General features: G+C 72.3%; 14 protein-coding genes and 1 pseudogene. 12 read left to right on the forward strand and 3 right to left on the reverse strand.

Annotated features, from left to right (window positions below; translation table 11 throughout):
* Positions 1–11: 11 nt before the first annotated feature.
* Positions 12–1,211 (reverse strand): CHAT domain-containing protein, encoded by a 1,200-nt coding sequence (locus tag ACFUUZ_RS16990; RefSeq protein ID WP_378697107.1) that lies wholly within the window; start codon positions 1,209–1,211, stop codon positions 12–14.
* Entirely contained in the window at positions 1,208–3,412 is a 2,205-nt protein-coding gene (locus tag ACFUUZ_RS16995) for a hypothetical protein (RefSeq protein WP_378697109.1), read from the reverse strand. Before ACFUUZ_RS16995 ends, ACFUUZ_RS16990 begins: the two co-directional genes overlap by 4 nt.
* A gap of 362 nt (positions 3,413–3,774) precedes the next feature.
* Between ACFUUZ_RS16995 and ACFUUZ_RS17000 the strand changes: the two genes are divergently transcribed.
* Positions 3,775–4,431, forward strand: coding sequence for a HEAT repeat domain-containing protein (locus ACFUUZ_RS17000; protein ID WP_378697111.1), 657 nt, complete (start codon positions 3,775–3,777; stop codon positions 4,429–4,431).
* Complete coding sequence (locus ACFUUZ_RS17005) at positions 4,425–5,438, forward strand: MerR family transcriptional regulator (RefSeq protein WP_378697113.1); 1,014 nt, start codon at positions 4,425–4,427, stop codon at positions 5,436–5,438. The genes ACFUUZ_RS17000 and ACFUUZ_RS17005 overlap by 7 nt, the downstream gene beginning before the upstream one ends.
* A gap of 184 nt (positions 5,439–5,622) precedes the next feature.
* Here ACFUUZ_RS17005 and ACFUUZ_RS17010 read toward each other — a convergent pair whose 3' ends face one another.
* A complete protein-coding gene (locus ACFUUZ_RS17010; protein ID WP_378697115.1) occupies positions 5,623–6,144 on the reverse strand; it encodes a GNAT family N-acetyltransferase in 522 nt (173 codons plus the stop codon).
* Positions 6,145–6,342: 198 nt separating this feature from the next.
* Between ACFUUZ_RS17010 and ACFUUZ_RS17015 the strand changes: the two genes are divergently transcribed.
* The 10 genes and pseudogenes from ACFUUZ_RS17015 (at position 6,343) to ACFUUZ_RS17060 (ending at position 16,766) form a co-directional block, all read left to right on the forward strand.
* Entirely contained in the window at positions 6,343–6,858 is a 516-nt protein-coding gene (locus ACFUUZ_RS17015; protein WP_378697117.1) for an NAD(P)H-dependent oxidoreductase, read from the forward strand.
* Positions 6,855–7,349: a flavin reductase family protein gene (locus ACFUUZ_RS17020; RefSeq protein WP_378697119.1), complete on the forward strand. Its 495-nt coding sequence runs from the start codon at positions 6,855–6,857 to the stop codon at positions 7,347–7,349. The genes ACFUUZ_RS17015 and ACFUUZ_RS17020 overlap by 4 nt, the downstream gene beginning before the upstream one ends.
* Positions 7,342–8,550 carry a 3,4-dihydroxy-2-butanone-4-phosphate synthase gene (ribB, locus tag ACFUUZ_RS17025; RefSeq protein ID WP_378697121.1) on the forward strand — a complete coding sequence of 403 codons (1,209 nt, stop codon included), beginning with the start codon at positions 7,342–7,344 and terminating at the stop codon, positions 8,548–8,550. Before ACFUUZ_RS17020 ends, ribB begins: the two co-directional genes overlap by 8 nt.
* 109 nt (positions 8,551–8,659) lie before the next feature.
* Positions 8,660–9,888 (forward strand): annotated as a pseudogene (locus ACFUUZ_RS17030) (NtaA/DmoA family FMN-dependent monooxygenase).
* 23 nt (positions 9,889–9,911) lie between these two features.
* Positions 9,912–11,219: an NtaA/DmoA family FMN-dependent monooxygenase gene (locus ACFUUZ_RS17035; RefSeq protein ID WP_378697123.1), complete on the forward strand. Its 1,308-nt coding sequence runs from the start codon at positions 9,912–9,914 to the stop codon at positions 11,217–11,219.
* Positions 11,197–12,639 (forward strand): MFS transporter, encoded by a 1,443-nt coding sequence (locus ACFUUZ_RS17040; RefSeq protein WP_378697125.1) that lies wholly within the window; start codon positions 11,197–11,199, stop codon positions 12,637–12,639. The genes ACFUUZ_RS17035 and ACFUUZ_RS17040 overlap by 23 nt, the downstream gene beginning before the upstream one ends.
* Before the next feature lies 1 nt (position 12,640).
* Positions 12,641–13,948: an NtaA/DmoA family FMN-dependent monooxygenase gene (locus ACFUUZ_RS17045; protein WP_378697127.1), complete on the forward strand. Its 1,308-nt coding sequence runs from the start codon at positions 12,641–12,643 to the stop codon at positions 13,946–13,948.
* A 72-nt stretch (positions 13,949–14,020) separates the two neighbouring features.
* Positions 14,021–14,908: an ATP-binding cassette domain-containing protein gene (locus tag ACFUUZ_RS17050; protein ID WP_378697129.1), complete on the forward strand. Its 888-nt coding sequence runs from the start codon at positions 14,021–14,023 to the stop codon at positions 14,906–14,908.
* Positions 14,908–15,720 (forward strand): ABC transporter ATP-binding protein, encoded by an 813-nt coding sequence (locus tag ACFUUZ_RS17055; protein WP_378697131.1) that lies wholly within the window; start codon positions 14,908–14,910, stop codon positions 15,718–15,720. Before ACFUUZ_RS17050 ends, ACFUUZ_RS17055 begins: the two co-directional genes overlap by 1 nt.
* Positions 15,717–16,766 carry an ABC transporter permease gene (locus ACFUUZ_RS17060; RefSeq protein ID WP_378697133.1) on the forward strand — a complete coding sequence of 350 codons (1,050 nt, stop codon included), beginning with the start codon at positions 15,717–15,719 and terminating at the stop codon, positions 16,764–16,766. Before ACFUUZ_RS17055 ends, ACFUUZ_RS17060 begins: the two co-directional genes overlap by 4 nt.

The raw sequence follows: 16,766 nt of genomic DNA on the forward strand, positions 1-16,766 counted from the left end.
TGTCTACCCCTTCATTCGGTGATCGCGAGATCGGTGTCGCCGTACACGGTGTAGGCGAGGCCGATCGGATTGGTGAAGACGTGGAGCAGGTGGCTCCGGGCGCGATGTGCCGCGAGGCCGACATCGGCTCCGTCGAGCAACTCGCGGTAGAAGACCCGGGAGAACTCGGCCGCCTCCTCGTCCGGGATGGCGACCTCCGTTCCGATACAGCCGCGGTTTCCGTTCTCCAGGAACACCTGCGGAAACGAGATCGAGGTGGAGGGGTCGATCCGGGAGGAGCCGCAGGCGTTCAGCACAATCAGCGGCATGGCGGGCGCGCCCCGATCGGCGGTGGCGCCGAGGCGGACCAAGTGCTCGCCCAGGTCACCCAGGGTGAGTTCCAGATCGCGGCCCGCGCCCCGGAGTTCGAGCCGATAGTCGAACGGGTCCGGCGCGGTGGTGTCGCAGTGGCAGGAGAAGTGCTGCACCTGGTCGGATTCCGGGTCGTAGATGCGCTCGACGAGGTCGGTGCCGCGCTGTCCGGGCTGGGGGTGCGGCCCGCGCAGTGCAAGGGTGGCGCTGCCGTCGGTCGTGAACCACGTGTATTCGCGCGCGGCGCCCACCAGGGTGTCGTGGTGCAGGTAGCGCAGTACCAGCTTGCCGTCCGCGTCCATCCGCAGCCCGTGGCCGCCCGGTGGGATCCGGATCGGGAGGACGCGGCGCCGCACGACGCAACTGAAACCGACGAACGAGCGGCACTGCTCGGCGAATTCGACGCGCCCGCTGACGTCGTCCGTACACGCGCCCATATCGAACAACGGAAGGTACTCGAGCGGCAGCAGGTGGTTCGCATCGCCGAGGCATTCCACGACCGCGACGTGGTCCGGATTGCGCCATGCGGGCACCGCGGAAGTCCAGAACAGCTGCAGTTCCCGGATCAGTTCGGCCCGGTTGCCGATCAGTGCGAAGAGCATCCGGCGCCCCATGCTGCCGAGTGCCTGGGCCAGCACCGGTACCTCGGCCTCGGCGACGGCGAGCGCGGTGATCGAGCGCTTGACGTCGGTGAGGCCCTGGTCGAGTGCGCGCCGGACCGCGGCGATCCTGCCCAGGTCGGGCAGGGTGAAGCGGACCGGCCGGACGTGCGGCGCCGACGCCTCGAACTCCACCCGCAGCCCGCGCCTGACGGGCACGAGCCGTACCCGCACCGCGGGGCCGTGGGCGCTATCGGTCATCGCTCCTCCCGCTGAGCGTGATCGGGGAGCCGGGTGTCGACGGCTATCGCGACCGCCTGGATGAGCCTGCCCCCCTGATACAGCTGCAACCACGCCTCGTGCACCCCCTCCCGGTCCGGGAGCTCGAGCTGTATCGTGCCGCTCCGCTCGCCCTCGACCCGATGCAGCTGAAGCGTGTGTCTGCGCGGTATCGGCGTCATGGCCGCACTGTCGAGCAACACATCGAACTGCACGAGGGCATCCGATTTCAGCCCGTCCACGGACACGGTCTCCAGGGCGACGAAATCGTGTTCGCCGGTCGTGCCGCGGTCGGGGGCCACGTCACGAGCGGCCGCGTCGGCGAGCACGGTCACCACGAGGCCGATCGAGATGCCCGGTGACGCGTGGATGACGCCGTCGGCGCCGCGGTGCACGGTGGGTCTGGGATCGTCGAGCTCGACGGCGAAGTATCCGGTGAACGCGATCAGGGGCGGCCCCGCCAGGACGGCGCCTACCGCCTTGGTGATCGATTCGTCGGTTTGGGAGCGCAGCGCGGTGACGGTCGCGCTGAGCCGTTCATCGAGCAGGTCTGCGGTGGTGTCGGCCAGCTGCGCCGCCATCCGGTCGACCGCGGATCTGCCGGTGACGGACGATGCCACATCGCGCAGGATCGCCTCCTGCTGTTGCTCCAGCGTGCGCATCTCGATTCGCAGCCCGGCGACGACGGCGGACGAGACCTCGGCGGCGAGCTGCGCGGAGTTCGGCGCCTCCACCACGGTTTCCGGCGGCGAGGCCAACTCGCCGAATTCCGCATCACCCGCGAGGACTCCGCCCATCGCGATGAGCTCCGCGTGGGTAGTCGGCTCCGGCAAATGGAGCGCGCGGATCAGGTGCATCCGGAACACGGTGATCGAGCGTGCGCGCTGCCGATAGCCCTCCGTCACCCGGCCACGCCCGGTGACCACCGCGAGCAGCCCGGCGACGAGAGGTACGGCCGCATACGCGTACAGCGAGGCGGCGACCAAGGCGAAAGCCGCGGCGGTCGCGCTCGCCGCGACCATCCGCGACAGCGCGACCGCCTGGTCCGTCCGAGCGTGGCGCCGCCGCACGGGCGACGGAAGCACGAGTTCGAGCCGCGGCCACACCCGATCGATGACGATCCCCTCGGTGCGCGCGGTCGCCACGGTGATCGCCACCGCGGCGGAGCTGACGAGGATCCCCTCCGGCGGGCGGAACACCGACCGCGGGGGCGGATCGAACGGCGTGTCGGGCGCATACCGCTCGTACTGTTGCAACAGGTGATGCAGTTCGCTGGTGTCACCGAATTCCCGGGCCCGCGCGAGCACCGTCTCGAAGACGCGCCGCTGCGTCGTCGACCCGTAGGTTCGTATCCGCTCGGCGGCATCCAGCTGATCCGGATCCAGGTAGCGAGCACTCGACCGGCCCCGGCCCGCCGAGGCGGCGGTGCTTCGCGCGGCGGCCGCCTCCCCCTCGACCTCGAGATCGGGCGCGACGGTGGGCCGAAGTATCCGCAGGACGGCAAGCTGAACGACGCACTGGACGCCTGCGGCGATCGACACGATTGCCACGGTCGCCGCGAAGCCGGGCGTCGGCGCCATGACCTGGTCGGTCAGCGGCTGCGCGACCACCACCGACGTCCCGACGGCCACAGCCGGTCCCATCCAGCCGATCCCGAGCGGAAGCGGCGCGGCCGAGTCCGACGGGAGGCTCGCCACCGCCAGCACCAGTGCCGACGCGACCGAAGCCGCGGCGATACCGGGAGAACCGGAGAGCAGATAGGCCCCCACACCGAGCGCGGCCGCCGCGGCCGCCGTACCTGCCATCGCGAACGCCCTGCGCGCGAGTCCATACCGCGCCGGTTCGAACAGGGCGGTGCAGAACGCCGCGCCGACCAGCACTACGGCCAGGATCCAGGCCACCGTCGGCCGGTCATCGCGGGCCGCCAGTGCCAGGAGCCCCGCCACCGCGCTCGCGGCGGCGAGGCCCCGCTGCAGGTTCTCCACGGTTCTCGCCCGGCCACTGCGGCGAACCCGCCGCAGCCGACCGGCCGCCTCGCCGAGCAGCGCCGCAGGCCCGAGGACGACGGCGAACAGGCCGGACCACGAGATCGCGGGGGCGCTCGCCAGGACCCAGGCGCCTGCGATCGTCGCGGTGCCCGCAACCGTCGCCGCGGCGAGGACGGCCGGTGTGCTCCGTTCCATCCGCTGATTCGATCACGGCACGCGGTGAGCCGGATCCGTTCCGCACAAATAGTTTTCGGACACGTCAGGAACAGTCCGGGCGAAGTCCGCCGTCGGATCGCGGTGCGTTGCAGCCGAGCGACGCGCGTGAAAGAGCCGTCGCCGGGTACCTCCGAACTGGCACCCGGGTCGTTCTCTCTCGCGCGTCGTGCGATCCGGGGGCCAGGCCCGCCCCGGTCGTCCCTGTCCTCGTCCGGGGCGGGTCCGCGCGCCCGCCGCGCCGAGAGCGAAATGCCGGGGACATGCCGGGCATCCTGCCGCGAACCGGCCCTTGACCTTGACACAGTGACAACGTCTTCACTGGACGCGAGGAGGTGGTTCCCATGAACCCGACAACCGGCCGTCCCGTCGACCCGCGGCTGCTCGCCGCGCTGAGCACGGAGAACGCGTCCACCCGGCTGCAGGCAGCGCTGACCGCGGGCACGCACCCGGACCCCGCGCTGCGCACCCCGCTGCTCGCGCGCTGCGCGGTCGAGCCGGACTTCTACGTCCGCGACATGCTCACCTGGGCGCTCACCCGGCTCCCGGCGGCGGACGTCGTGCCCGCGCTGCTGGCCGAGCTGGAGTCCGGCGGGGCGCAGGCACGCAGCCAGGCGCTGCACACGCTCTCCAAGATCGGTGACCCGGCCACCTGGTCGGCGATCACCCCGGAGCTGCTGCGCGACCCCGACGCCGAGGTCGCGCGCAGTGCCTGGCGGGCGGCGGTGGTGCTGGTGCCGGACGGGGAGCGCGCGGCGCTCGCCGCCGAACTCGCCGGGCAGCTCGGCCGCGGCGACCGCGACGTGCGGCGCAGCCTGAGCCGGGCGCTGGCCGCGCTCGGTGAGCTGATCGAGCCGCACCTGGCCGCGGCGAAGGCGAGCGCCGACCCGGAGGTGCGGGCGCACGCCATCGTCACCGAGCAGCTGCTGCGCGACCCGGACGCCGCCTTCGACATCGAGGCGGCGAAGCGGATCGCGGCGCTGGACGGCGCGCCGTGCTGATCGGCGAGGTGGCGCGGCGTTCGGGGGTCAGCACCCGGATGCTGCGCCACTACGACGCGCTCGGGCTGGTCCGCCCGACCGGGCGCACCGTCGGCGGCTACCGCGAGTACACCGACGCCGACATCCGGCGCATCTTCCACGTCGAGAGCCTGCGCACGCTCGGCCTCTCGCTGCGCGAGGTGGGGATGGCGCTGGAGGATCCGGGGTTCGCGCCGCAGACCCTGGTCGGTGATCTCATCCGGCGCACCGAGGAGCGGCTGGCCAGGGAGCGCGAGCTGCTGGAGCGGTTGCGAGCGGTCGAGGGCGCGGAACCGGCGGGCTGGCGCGATGTGCTGCGCATCGTCGAGCTGGTCCGCAACCTCGGCTCCGGCGACCCGCCGCGGCGATTGCAGACCGTGCTCAACCCGGCCGCGAACGAGCCGGTCCCCACCGATCTGCTCACCGCCGCGGTGCTCGCCGAGAGCGAGCCGAACATGGCGGGGGCGCTGCGCTGGGCATTGGCCAGAGCCGGGACCGACGGGCTGGCGGGGCTCGCCCCCGGACTGCGGTCGGCCGACGCCGAGGTCCGGCGACGGGCCGTGCTCGCGGTCGCCGAGATCCCGGGCGATGCCGCGACCGCGCTGCTCACCGCCGCGCTCGACGACCCGGACCCGGCGGTGCGCGGCCCGGCCGCGCTCGCCGCGGGCGGGCGCGGGGTGACCGCCGCAGAACCGGCCCTGGTCGACATGGTGGTCGCGGGTACGAACGACGTGGACGCGGGCGAGGTGCTCGGCGCGCTCTCCGGGGACCCGGCGGCTGCGGAGCGCATCCTGTCGGCGCTGGCCGCGGCGCTGCGCGCACCCGATGCCACCGCAGGCGTCCGGCTCCGGCTCATCCAGGCGCTGGTCGAGCTGCCAGGTACCCGCGCGCTGGAAATCCTGCGGCCGCTCCGCGCCGATGCCGACAGCTCGGTAGCCCTGGTCGCCACCGCCTTCGCCGACCTGGTGGCGGTGCGCGAAGGCGGGTAGCGGTAGCCCGGCCGTCACCGCGGCGTGCCGGTTGCCCTGCTCGCGGCATGGCGAAGTCCGTGCGTGCGCCCCGCGGGCCGTCTCGCGCGACGTGCGGCAGCGTCGCTGAGCCCGCTGCCGGTCTCGACCGGCGGGCGGCGCCGTCCCTGACCGCGCCGCGCAGGTCGTCCGCGCGCGGCGCGGTTCAGTCTCCGGCGGTGACGTGCGGGTCCACGGCGTCCGCGGCCGCTCCGACCAGCACCTTCTCGAAGGTCAGGTACGGCAGCGTCGCCGGATCGGCGGCGATGTCGTACTTCGGCTCGTACCCGGTGGTCAGGTACAACCCGGCGGCCTCTGGCTGCCGCGGCCCGGTGGTGAGCCGGATCGTCCGGTACCCGGCGCCGACCGCGGCCCGCTCCAACTCGACGAGCACCGTCCTGGCGTGCCCGCGCCGCCGGTGCGCCGCGTGCGTCCAGACCCGCTTGATCTCCGCGGTGGCCGCGTCGATCCGCCGGAACCCGCCGCCCGCGATCGCCGCACCGCCGTCGAGCAGCAGCACCAGCCCCCCGTCCGGCGGCTCGAAGTCGGCGGGCGCGGTGGTGTTCATCTCGTCGTTCGGGCCGTACCTGAGCTCGTACTCGGCGGCCAGCGCGTCGAGCAGCGGCCGCACCAGCGGGTCGGCGGGGCCGACCCAGCGGAGCTCCCCGGTCTTGTCGCAGCGTGTCACGATCCGGCACAACAGCGCGGCGGCGGCCGAACATTCCCGCGGCGGAGTGCCCGCCGCCGGACAGCGAATCCGCACCTCACGGCCGGTTCGCTGGGCCGCGGGTCGGCGAAATCCACCGGACACGCCCGGGTTGCACATTCGACATTGCCCACGGATTTCCTGGGGTCACCCGATGTCGTCGAAGGAAAGGGCGCAGAGATGAAAGTCGCCGTAGTCGCCGGCAACCCGAAACCGCATTCGCGCACGCTGCACGCGGCCGAGCTGGTCGTGGAGGCGCTGACCGGGGCAGCCCCGGACACCGTCGTCGACGTGATCGCGCTGGGGGACGGGCTGCTCGGCTGGGGGAGCGAGGCGGTGGCCGATGCCGTCGCCGCGGTCTCGAACTCGGATCTGGTGGTGGTGGCCAGCCCCACCTTCAAGGCCACCTACTCGGGGGTGCTGAAGCTCTTCCTCGACCAGTTCGCCACCGGTGAGGGGCTGCGGGACGTGATCGCCGTCCCGCTCATGCTCGGCGCCGCGCCGTTCCACGCCATGGCCGCCGAGCTGCTGCTGAAACCGCTGCTGGTGGAGCTGGGCGCGGCCTGCCCGGCGCCGGGGCTGTTCCTGCTCGACGGCAGCTACCCGACCGACGGCCGGATCGCCGACTACGCCGACCGCTGGGGCGCGCTGCTCCGGCACTCGGTGCCCGCCCCCGCCGGAAGCGAGGAGCCGTGACCAGCACCGAACTCGACGGCCGCGCGCTGCGCGACGCCTTCGGGCACTTCCCCAGCGGGGTCGTCGCGATCTGCGCCGAGACCGAGCGCGAGCGCATCGGCATGGCGGCCAGCACCTTCGTCTCGGTCTCCCTGGACCCGCCGCTGGTGGCCGTCTGCATCCAGACCACCTCCACCACCTGGCCCAAACTGCGCGCCGCGGGCGGCCTCGGGCTGAGCGTGCTCGGCGAGGAGCACGGCGCGGTGGCCCGCACCCTCGCCGCCAAGACCGGCGACCGCTTCGACGGGGTGGCGACGCAGTCCGGGCCGGGCGGCGCGCTGCTGGTGCACGGCGCCGCGCTCTGGTTGGCGGCCACCATCGCCGAGGAGGTGCCCGCGGGCGACCACCTGGTCGCGCTGCTGGCCATCGACTGGCTGGAGGTCCCCGCCGACGTGGCGCCGATCGTGTTCCACCGCAGCCGCTTCCACCGGCTGGAGCGCGCCGGTGGGTAGCGCGGTGGAGCACGCGGTGGCGGCGCTGCGGGCGGGCCGCCCGGTGCTGGTGGTGGACGACGAGGACCGGGAGAACGAGGGCGACGTGGTGCTGGCCGCCGCCACCGCGACCCCGGAGTGGGTGGCCTGGACCATCCGCGAGACCTCCGGGCTGCTCTGCGCGCCCCTGTCCGGCGAGCGCGCCGCGGCGCTGGGCCTGCCGCAGATGGTGCGGGACAACCGCGACCCCCGCCGCACCGCCTACACGGTGACCGTCGACGCGGCGACCGGCGTCGGCACCGGCATCAGCGCCAGGGACCGGACCCGCACCCTGGGGGTGCTCGCCGACCCGGCGGCCCGGCCCGCCGACCTGATCCGCCCCGGCCACGTGCTCCCGCTGCGGGCGCGGGACGGCGGCGTGCTGGAGCGCCCCGGCCACACCGAGGCCGCCGTCGAGCTCTGCGAACTGGCCGGGCTGCCCCCGGTCGGCGCCATCGCCGAGCTGGTCGGCGCCGACGGCGAGATGCTGCGCCGCCCCGGCGTGGACGCGCTCGGGGCCGCACACCAGCTCCCGGTGCTCACCATCGCCGAGCTGGTCCGCCACCGGGCGGCGCACCCGCGCCCGCTGCCGCCGCCCTCCCGGGTCCGCCGCAGCGTGCAGACCAGCATGGACACCGGCCACGGCCGCTTCGACGTCATCGGCTACGAGGACGCCGAGACCGGCGCCGAGCACCTGGTGCTGCTCCGCGGCCCGATCGGCGCGGCGCCGCTGGTCCGGGTGCACTCGGAGTGCCTCACCGGCGAGGCCTTCGGATCCCAGCGCTGCGAGTGCGGCCCGCAGCTGGACGCCGCGCTGGCCAGGATCGCGCACGCGGGCGGCGCGCTGGTGTACCTGCGCGGCCACGAGGGGCGCGGCATCGGGCTGCTCAAGAAACTGGCCGCCTACCGCTTCCAGGACGGCGGCCTGGACACCGTGCAGGCCAACCTCGCGCTCGGCGAGCCGGTGGACAGCCGCGAATACGGCGCGGCGGCAGCGATATTGACCGATCTCGGCTGCCGCTCGGTGCAGCTGCTGACCAACAACCCGGCGAAGATCGCCGGGCTCGAAGCGGCCGGGATCCGGGTGGTGCGGCGGCCGCACATCGTGGGAACGGTGCCAGGCAACCTCCGCTACCTGACCACCAAACGCGAGCGCATGGGCCACCTGCTCGGCAGCGAGTGAACGAAATCCGAAGGAGAGAGACATGTTCCACCTCGGTTGGTTCCTGGGACAGGGATTCGGAATCCAGCCATGGCGCGGGGTGTTCGACGGCGACGCCGCGCACGACTGGATGAAGCCGGACCGCTACATCGAGCTCGCCGCGGCGCTGGAGCGCGGCGGCTACGACTTCGTCTTCATCGAGGACACCGCCATGGTCGAGGACACCTACGGCGGCTCGGCCGCCTGGACCCTCGCGCACGGCGAGATGGCGCCGAAGAACGACCCGCTGCCGCTGGTCCCGCTCATGACCAGGGGGTCGCGGCACATCGGGGTCATCAACACCATGTCCACCATCCAGTACCAGCCCTACACCGCGGCCCGGCTCATGGTCACCCTCGACCACCTCACCGAGGGCCGCGCGGGCGTCAACGTGGTCACCTCGGTGACGCACCGGGTGGCGCAGAACTTCGGCTACGACGAGCACCTGCCGCACGACGAGCGGTACGTGATGGCGGGGGAGTGGATGGAGGTGGTGAGCAAGCTCTGGGACTCCTGGGAGCCGGGCGCGGTGGTCGCCGACCCGGTGACGCCGATGTACGCAGACGCCTCGAAGGTGCACACCATCGACCACGAGGGCACCTACTTCAGGGTCCGCGGCCCGCTGAACACCGTGCCCGGCCCGCAGCGCGCCCGGTGGTGGCGCAGGCGGGCAACTCGGTCGCCGGGCGGGAGCTGGCCGCCGCGCACGCCGACACCATGCTCGCCATGGGCCACACCCCCGCCCAGATGAAGGCCTTCCGCGCGGACATGCACGAGCGGCTGCTCGCGCACGGCCGCAAACCCGGCGACTGCAAGGTCATGTTCCTGGTCTCACCCATGCTCGGCGAGACCGATGCCGACGCGCGGCAGCGGGAAGCGGCCAGGGTCGCGCAGACCACCTCGCGCGACCACATCGAGCGGGTGCTGTGGCAGCTCTCCTACGTCAGCGGCGGCACCGTCGACTTCGGCGCTTTCGACCTGGACGCCACGATGCCGGACATCCTCGGCAACGGCGAGCAGAGCTCCATGCGCCAGTACGTCGTCGGCAACGAGGACAAGACGCTGCGCGAGGTGGTCACCGGGGTCAGGCAGATCGGCGACCTCGGGCTGATCGGCTCGCCGGACACCGTCGCCGCGCAGATGGGCGAGATCATGGACGAGGTCGGCGGCGACGGCTTCCTGCTGTACCAGCCCGCCTCGCTCAACCGGCGCACGATCGCCGAGTACACCGAGGGCCTGAGCCCGGCGCTGCGCCGCCGCGGCCTCATTCGCGACGGCTTCGACAATGTCCCGTTCCGCGACAACCTGCTCGCATTCTGAGCCCGAACGACGGAGGAATCACAGTGGCCGCGAATCGTTTTCGCCTCGGCTGGTTCGGCAACCTGACGGCGCCGCAGTGGCGCGACGGCTGGTCCGAGCGCGATGCCGAGAACTGGAGCGACGGACGCTTCTACATCGACATGGTGCGTGACATGGAGCGCGCCGGCTTCGACTTCATGATGCTCGAGGACTCGCTCATGGTGCCCGACACCTACGCGGGCACCGCGGAGCTCGAACTCAAGCACGCCTTCTACGCCCCGAAGCTGGACCCGGTGCCGGTGGTGTCGATGCTCGCCTACGCGACCGAGCACATCGGGATCGTCGCGACCGCCTCCACCACCTTCTACCCGCCGTACCTGCTGGCCCGCGCCTTCAGCACGCTGGACCACGTGACCCGCGGGCGGGTCGGCTGGAACGTGGTGACCTCCAGCGAGGACCGGGCCGCGCAGAACTTCGGCATGGACGTGCTGCCCGAGCACGACGCCCGCTACGACATCGCCGAGGAGTTCCTCGAGGTCACCGGCAAGCTCTGGAAGTCGTGGGACGACGACGCCGTCGTCGTCGACCGGGAGCGCGGCTACTACGCCGACCACACCAAGGTCGCCCCGATCGACCACCGCGGCAAGCACTTCGCGGTGCGCGGCCCGCTCAACGTCTCGCCGAGCCCGCAGCGCAAACCGGTGATCTGCCAGGCGGGCTCCTCGCCGCGCGGCCGCGACTTCGCCGCCGCCAACGCCGACATGCTGCTCTGCATCCCGAACGGCCTGGCGAACATGAAGGCGTACCGGGACGACATCCGCATCCGGGCGGAAAAGGCGGGGCGCGACCCCGACGAGATCAAGGTGTTCTTCGTCGTCGCCCCGGTCATCGCCCGCACCGACGAACTCGCGCGGGCCAAGCAGGAGGAGTTCCTGGCCCGCAGGCAGGAGAACTTCGAACACCAGATGGCGCACTTCGCCGCCACCATGGAGATCGACTTCTCGGTCTTCGACCCGGACCTGCCGATCCCCGACGACGTCACCACCAACGGCCACCAGGGCCAGTTCGCCATCTGGAAGGAGGTCTTCGGCGGCAGGCCGATCCGGGAGGCGGCCTCGGCCATGCGGGTGCAGTCCATGGAGCTCATCGGCTCGCCGGTGACGGTCGCCGACGCCATGGAGGAGGCCATGGAGTTCGTCGGCGGCGACGGCTTCATGTTCCTCTCGCAGCCGCCGAGCCGGGCCTACACCGCGGAGATCACCGAGGGGCTCTGCCCCGAGCTCGCCCGCCGCGGCCTCATCCGGGAGGGTTTCAGCCATCGGACGTTCCGTGAGAATCTGCGCTCGTTCTGAGGGGTTCTCGGCGGCCACCGGCCCGCTCGCGGTCGCGGCGTTCGTCGTCGCCATCTGCGGGTCGAACGCCATCACCCCGCTGCTGCCCGAATATCAGACCCGGCTCGGCATGTCGCCGCTGGCCACCGCGGCCGTCTTCGCCATGTACTTCGTGCCGCTCGTGGTGGTGCTGCTCCTCGGTGCGCTGACCTCGCTGGCCCGGTACGCCAGGGTAGTCCTGGTCGCCGCGCTCGCCTCCGGGGTCGTTGCGAATCTGTTACTGATGCAAGGGGTTTCGCAGACCTGGCTGCTGTACCCCGGCCGGTTGCTGGTCGGGCTCTCCAGTGCGTTGGCCACCGCCTCGGCGGCCGCGGTCGCGGTGGCGGCGCTCGGAGCGCGGGGGAGGCAGTTCGTCGGGGGCGCCTCGATGCTCGGGGCGGGGACCGGGCTGGCGCTGGCCGCGGTGGTGGTGGCCTGGCTGCCTGGCACCTTCACCACGGTTTACCTGCTCAATGCCGTCGTGGCCGGGGCCGTCCTGCTCGCGCTGGCGGCCGACCTCCGGCACGGCCGAGTCCTGCTCGGTGACGAGCCGGCCGGCGGCGGCGCTGGGCGATTCGGCGACGAGCCGAATGCCTGCGGCGCGCCGCGGGTGTCCGACGCCCCGGCGCCCGGTGCAGGCACAGCACCGGGCGGCGAGTGCAGTACCACCGGCCTGCGGGCAAGTGCCACCGCCGCGCAGCGGGGGCACGGAATGCACCGTGCCCCGATCGCCTACCTGGCCGGGGCGCTGGGCTGGGCGGTGGGCGGGCTGGCGACCGGGGTGCTGCCCGCCGCGGTGCTGGCCCGCGGCCTCACCGATTCACTGCTCACCGCGCTGACGCTCTGCGGCTCGGCGCTCTTCGCCGCGGCGGCCGGGTCGCTCGTCCCCGCGCTCGGGCGCGCCGACCGGTTGTCCCCCGTACTCGCCGTGCTGGCCGCCGGAGTGGGCGCGGCGGGCGCCGGGATCGTGGTCGGCAATGCCTGGCTGCTGCTGGCCGGGTCGGTGGCGGCGGGGTTCGGGCAGGTGGCGGCGTTCCGGGCCGGGCTGGCCCTGGTCTCGACCGGGCTGGGCCCGGTTGCGCAGGGGCGGGTGATGTCCGGCTACTCGGCCGTCGCCTACCTCGGCGCGGCGGCGTTCGTGCTCTGCGGTGGGGCGCTGGTCTCCGCGCTCGGTCCGCGGGCCGGGGTCGCGGCGGTAGCCGCGGTCTTCGTCGCCTGCTGCGCCGCACTGGCGTTCGCCGGGTGGCTGCCGCTCGGCGTTGTGGCCGGTGAAAAGAGAGGAAATGCCAGGTCGGAGGCGGTGCGAACCGCGCAGCGGACCGGCGTAATCGAGTTGCTACCGGCGCGAAGTCATCGCGACACGGCCGCCGGATTAGCTGTGTGCGGAAGCGAAGGAGAATGACATGTTCAGACTGGGCTGGTTTCTCGGCAACGGCTTCGGAATGCAACCGTGGTACGGCAATTGGGCGGGCCGGGCCATGACCGAATGGACGCAGCCCGGCATGTACGTCGACCTGACGACATCGCTGGAGCGCGCCGGATTCGATCTGCTCTTCATCGAGGACACCTCCATGGTGGAGGACACCTACGGCGCCTCCATGGACACCACCCTGAAGTACGGGCTGATGGCGCCGAAGAACGACCCCATCCCGCTGGTGCCCATGCTGGCCGCGGCCACCGAGCACATCGGCATCGTCGCCACCATGTCCACCATCCAGTACCCGCCGTTCCTGGCCGCCCGCTCGATGGTGACGCTGGACCACCTCACCAAGGGGCGGGTCGGCATCAACGTGGTCACCTCGGTCTCGCACCGGGTGGCGCAGAACTTCGGCTACGACAGGCACTTCGAGCACGCCGAGCGGTACGCCATGGCCGACGAGTGGATGGAGGTCGTGAGCAGGCTCTGGGACTCGTGGGAACCCGACGCGCTCGTGCACGACCAGGACGAACCCCGCTACGCCGACCACACCAAGGTGCACCCGATCGACTTCGAGGGCCGCTACTTCAAGTGCCGCGGCCCGCTGAACACCATCCCCGGCCCGCAGCGCAGGCCGGTGGTGGCCCAGGCGGGCAACTCCACGCCCGGCCGCGAACTGGCCGCGCGGCACGCGGACACCATGCTCGCCCTGGCGAAGACGCCGGAGCAGATGAAGGAGCTCCGCACCGACATGGACCGGCGGCTCATCGCGCACGGCCGCAAGCCGGAGGATCTCAAGATCCTCTTCATGGCGACGCCCTACCTCGGCGACACCGATGCCGAGGCGCAGGACCGCTTCGACCGCTTCGACGCCGCCAAGGGCGACCCGGACAATATCGAGAAACGGCTCTGGTACCTCTCCTACGTCAGCGGCGGCGTCGTCGACTACCGCAAATACGACCTCGACGGGCCGGTCCCGCAGGAGCTCGGGAACGGCGAGACCACCACCGCGAAGTCCTGGCTGGAGGGGTCGCAGAACATCACCCTGCGCGACCTCGCCAAGGGCCCGGCCAACTACGGCATGGAGTTCGTCGGCAGCCCGGACACCATGGCCGCGCAGATGGGCGAGGTCATGCAGGAGGCGGGCGGCGACGGCTTCCTCATGTACCCGGACGTCACCCGCCGCTCGATCATGGAGGTCTGCGACGGCCTCGCCCCCGCCCTGCGCCGCCGCGGCCTCATCCGCGACGGGTACGCGCACAGAACCTTCCGCGAGAACCTTCTCGACTTCTGATCCGGCAGCAGTACTCGGTCAGCGTGGACCGACCGGCCTCGTAACGAACACCGCACCAAGGAGCCGATCCCCGTGACCGCCACCATCACCACCCCCCAGACCACGAAAGCGGCGGCGCCCGAGCCGGACGACGCCCTGCTCACCGTCCGCGACCTGAGCATCCGCTACGGCGGGTTCACCGCCGTCCAGGACTTCTCGCTCACCCTGGAACCGGGCACCAGGGTCGCCGTCGTCGGTGAATCCGGCTCCGGCAAGACCACCGCCTGCATGGCCGTCGCGGGCTTCCTCGGCCCGGACGCCACCGTGGAGGCCACCGCCGTCCGCTTCGACGACACCGACCTGCTCGCCCGCCCGCGCAGCGCCGTCCCGCACCGGATTCCCGGCGTCGCCGTCGTCTTCCAGGACGCCATGACCTCGCTGGACCCGGTCTGGACGGTCGGGCAGCAGCTGACCGCGGTGATCCGCAACAACGACCTGACCACCGACGGCCGCAGGCCGAGCAGGCGCGCCGCCGCGGCGCGGGCGGCGGAGTGGCTGCGCCGGGTCGGGCTCACCGACACCGCGCGGGTGCTCGCCGCCCGCCCCTACGAGCTCTCCGGCGGCATGCGCCAGCGGGTCATGATCGCGATCGCACTGAGCGGCTCGCCGAAGCTGCTCATCGCCGACGAACCGACCAGCGCGCTGGACGCCACGCTCTCCCGCGAGCTCATGCAGCTCATGGTCGCGCTGAGCGCCGACGTCGGCGCCGGGCTGCTCATGGTCTCGCACGACATCGCGCTCTGCCAGGAGTTCACCGACCACACCGTGGTCATGCACCGCGGCCGGATCGTGGAGGAGGGGCCGTCGGCGACGCTCGCGCAGACCGCCGTCCACCCCTACACCCGCGGCCTCGTCGCCTGCGTCCCCACCCTGGCCTCCGCCGCGCTGGACCGGCTGCCGACCATGGCCGCGGTGGCGTGATGGCCGCCGCCGACCCACAGCGAGAACTCACCACCATCGAGTTCCACGCCGCCACCAGGGTCTTCACCGGCCGCGGCGGCGCGAAGCACACCGCGGTGCAGCCGCTCGACCTCATGCTCACCCCCGCCGACCGGCTCGGCATCGTCGGCGAGTCGGGGTCGGGGAAATCGACGCTGGTGCGCATGATGGTCGGGCTGGAGCACCCGAGCGCGGGCACGGTGGAGTTCAACGGCAAGCCGCTCACCCGGCTCAACCGCCCCGACCTGCGCGGGTTCCGCCGCGAGGTGCAGCTGGTCGCGCAGGACACCGCCGGCTCCTTCGACCCGCGCCGCACCCTGCGCGACGCCATCCGCCGCCCGGTGCTGGAGCTGCTCGGCAAGGACCGGAAGGCCGCCGACGCCCTGGTCGACGAGACGGTCGCCGCGCTGGAACTCGACCCCGCGCTCACCGACCGCTACCCGCACCAGGTCTCCGGCGGGCAGCGCCAGCGCTTCTCCATCGCCCGCGCGCTGGTGGTGAACCCCAAGCTGGTCATCTGCGACGAGGCGGTCTCCGCGCTCGACGTCTCGGTGCAGGGCACCGTGCTCAACCTGCTCAAGGCGCACTGCGAGCAGAACGGCGCCGGGCTGGTCTTCGTCTCGCACGGGCTGCCCGCCACCGCCTTCATCGCCGAGGAGCTGGTGGTCATGTACCGGGGGGCCGTGGTGGAGCGCGGGCCGACGCTCGACGTCCTGCACCACTCCACCCACCCCTACACCCGCTCCCTGGTGGACGCCTACCGCACCACCGCGCGCGAGGAGGTGCCCGCGTGATCGGCGAGCTGTGGCGCAGGCAGGGGTGGTGGGTGACCCGGCTGGCCATGCTGCCGGTGCACCTGTTCCTCTTCGCCGTCGCGGTGTTCTTCGTGGTCCGGCTGATCCCGGGCGACCCGGTGGCGATCATCTCCGGCGGCCAGCCCATGTCGCCGGAGCAGGCCGCCGAGGCCAGGGAATCGCTCGGGCTCAGCGGCAGCCTGATCGAGCAGCTCGGCCGCTACCTCGGGAACGTAGTGACCTTCGACTTCGGCAACTCGATCATCGATAGCACGCCGGTGGCCGAGGAGATGGCCCGCAGGCTCCCGGAGACCCTGGAGCTGGCGCTGCTCGCCATGATCGTCTCCAGCGTGCTGACGCTGGGCGCCGGGCTCTTCGTGGTGCTGCGGCCGCGCAACGTGTTCTCCAGGGCGATGGCCGGGTACGCCCGCGCCGCGGGCGCCATCCCGGACTTCTGCCTCGGCGTGGCCGGTGTCTTCGTGTTCTACGCGGTGCTGCGCTGGGCGCCCGCCCCGATCGGGCGGTACGACCTCATGCTGAACCCGCCGCCGCGGGCCACCGGGCTGCCGCTGCTGGACGCCGCGCTCTCCTCGGACACCATCCTGCTGCGCTCGATGCTGGCGCACCTGTGGCTGCCGGTGGCGGCGCTGGTGATCGCCTACGCACCGATGCTGCTCAAGCTGTTCATCCGCTCGGCGCAGCAGGCCGCCGAGGCACAGGCGACGAAGTTCCGGATCGCCTCCGGCGCTTCGCGTCCCATGGTGCTGCTGAGCATCGGCAGGCGCGCGCTGCCCTCGACGGTGGCCATGTTCGGCACCATCTTCGGGTTCATGCTCGGCGGGGCGGTCGTGATCGAGCAGCTCTTCGCCATGCCGGGGATGGGGGAGTACGCCGTGCAGGCGGTGACCCGCTCGGACTTCATCGCCCTGCAGGGCTTCCTGTTGATCGTGGCCGCGGTGTCGCTGCTGGTCTTCTTCGCGGTCGACGTGGTGAACATGATGCTCGACCCGCGCAGGCGGCCCGGTGTGCGGACGGAAGGGAACTGA

The organism is Nocardia sp. NPDC057353 (genome assembly GCF_042667085.1).
Taxonomy (GTDB): Bacteria; Actinomycetota; Actinomycetes; order Mycobacteriales; family Mycobacteriaceae; genus Nocardia.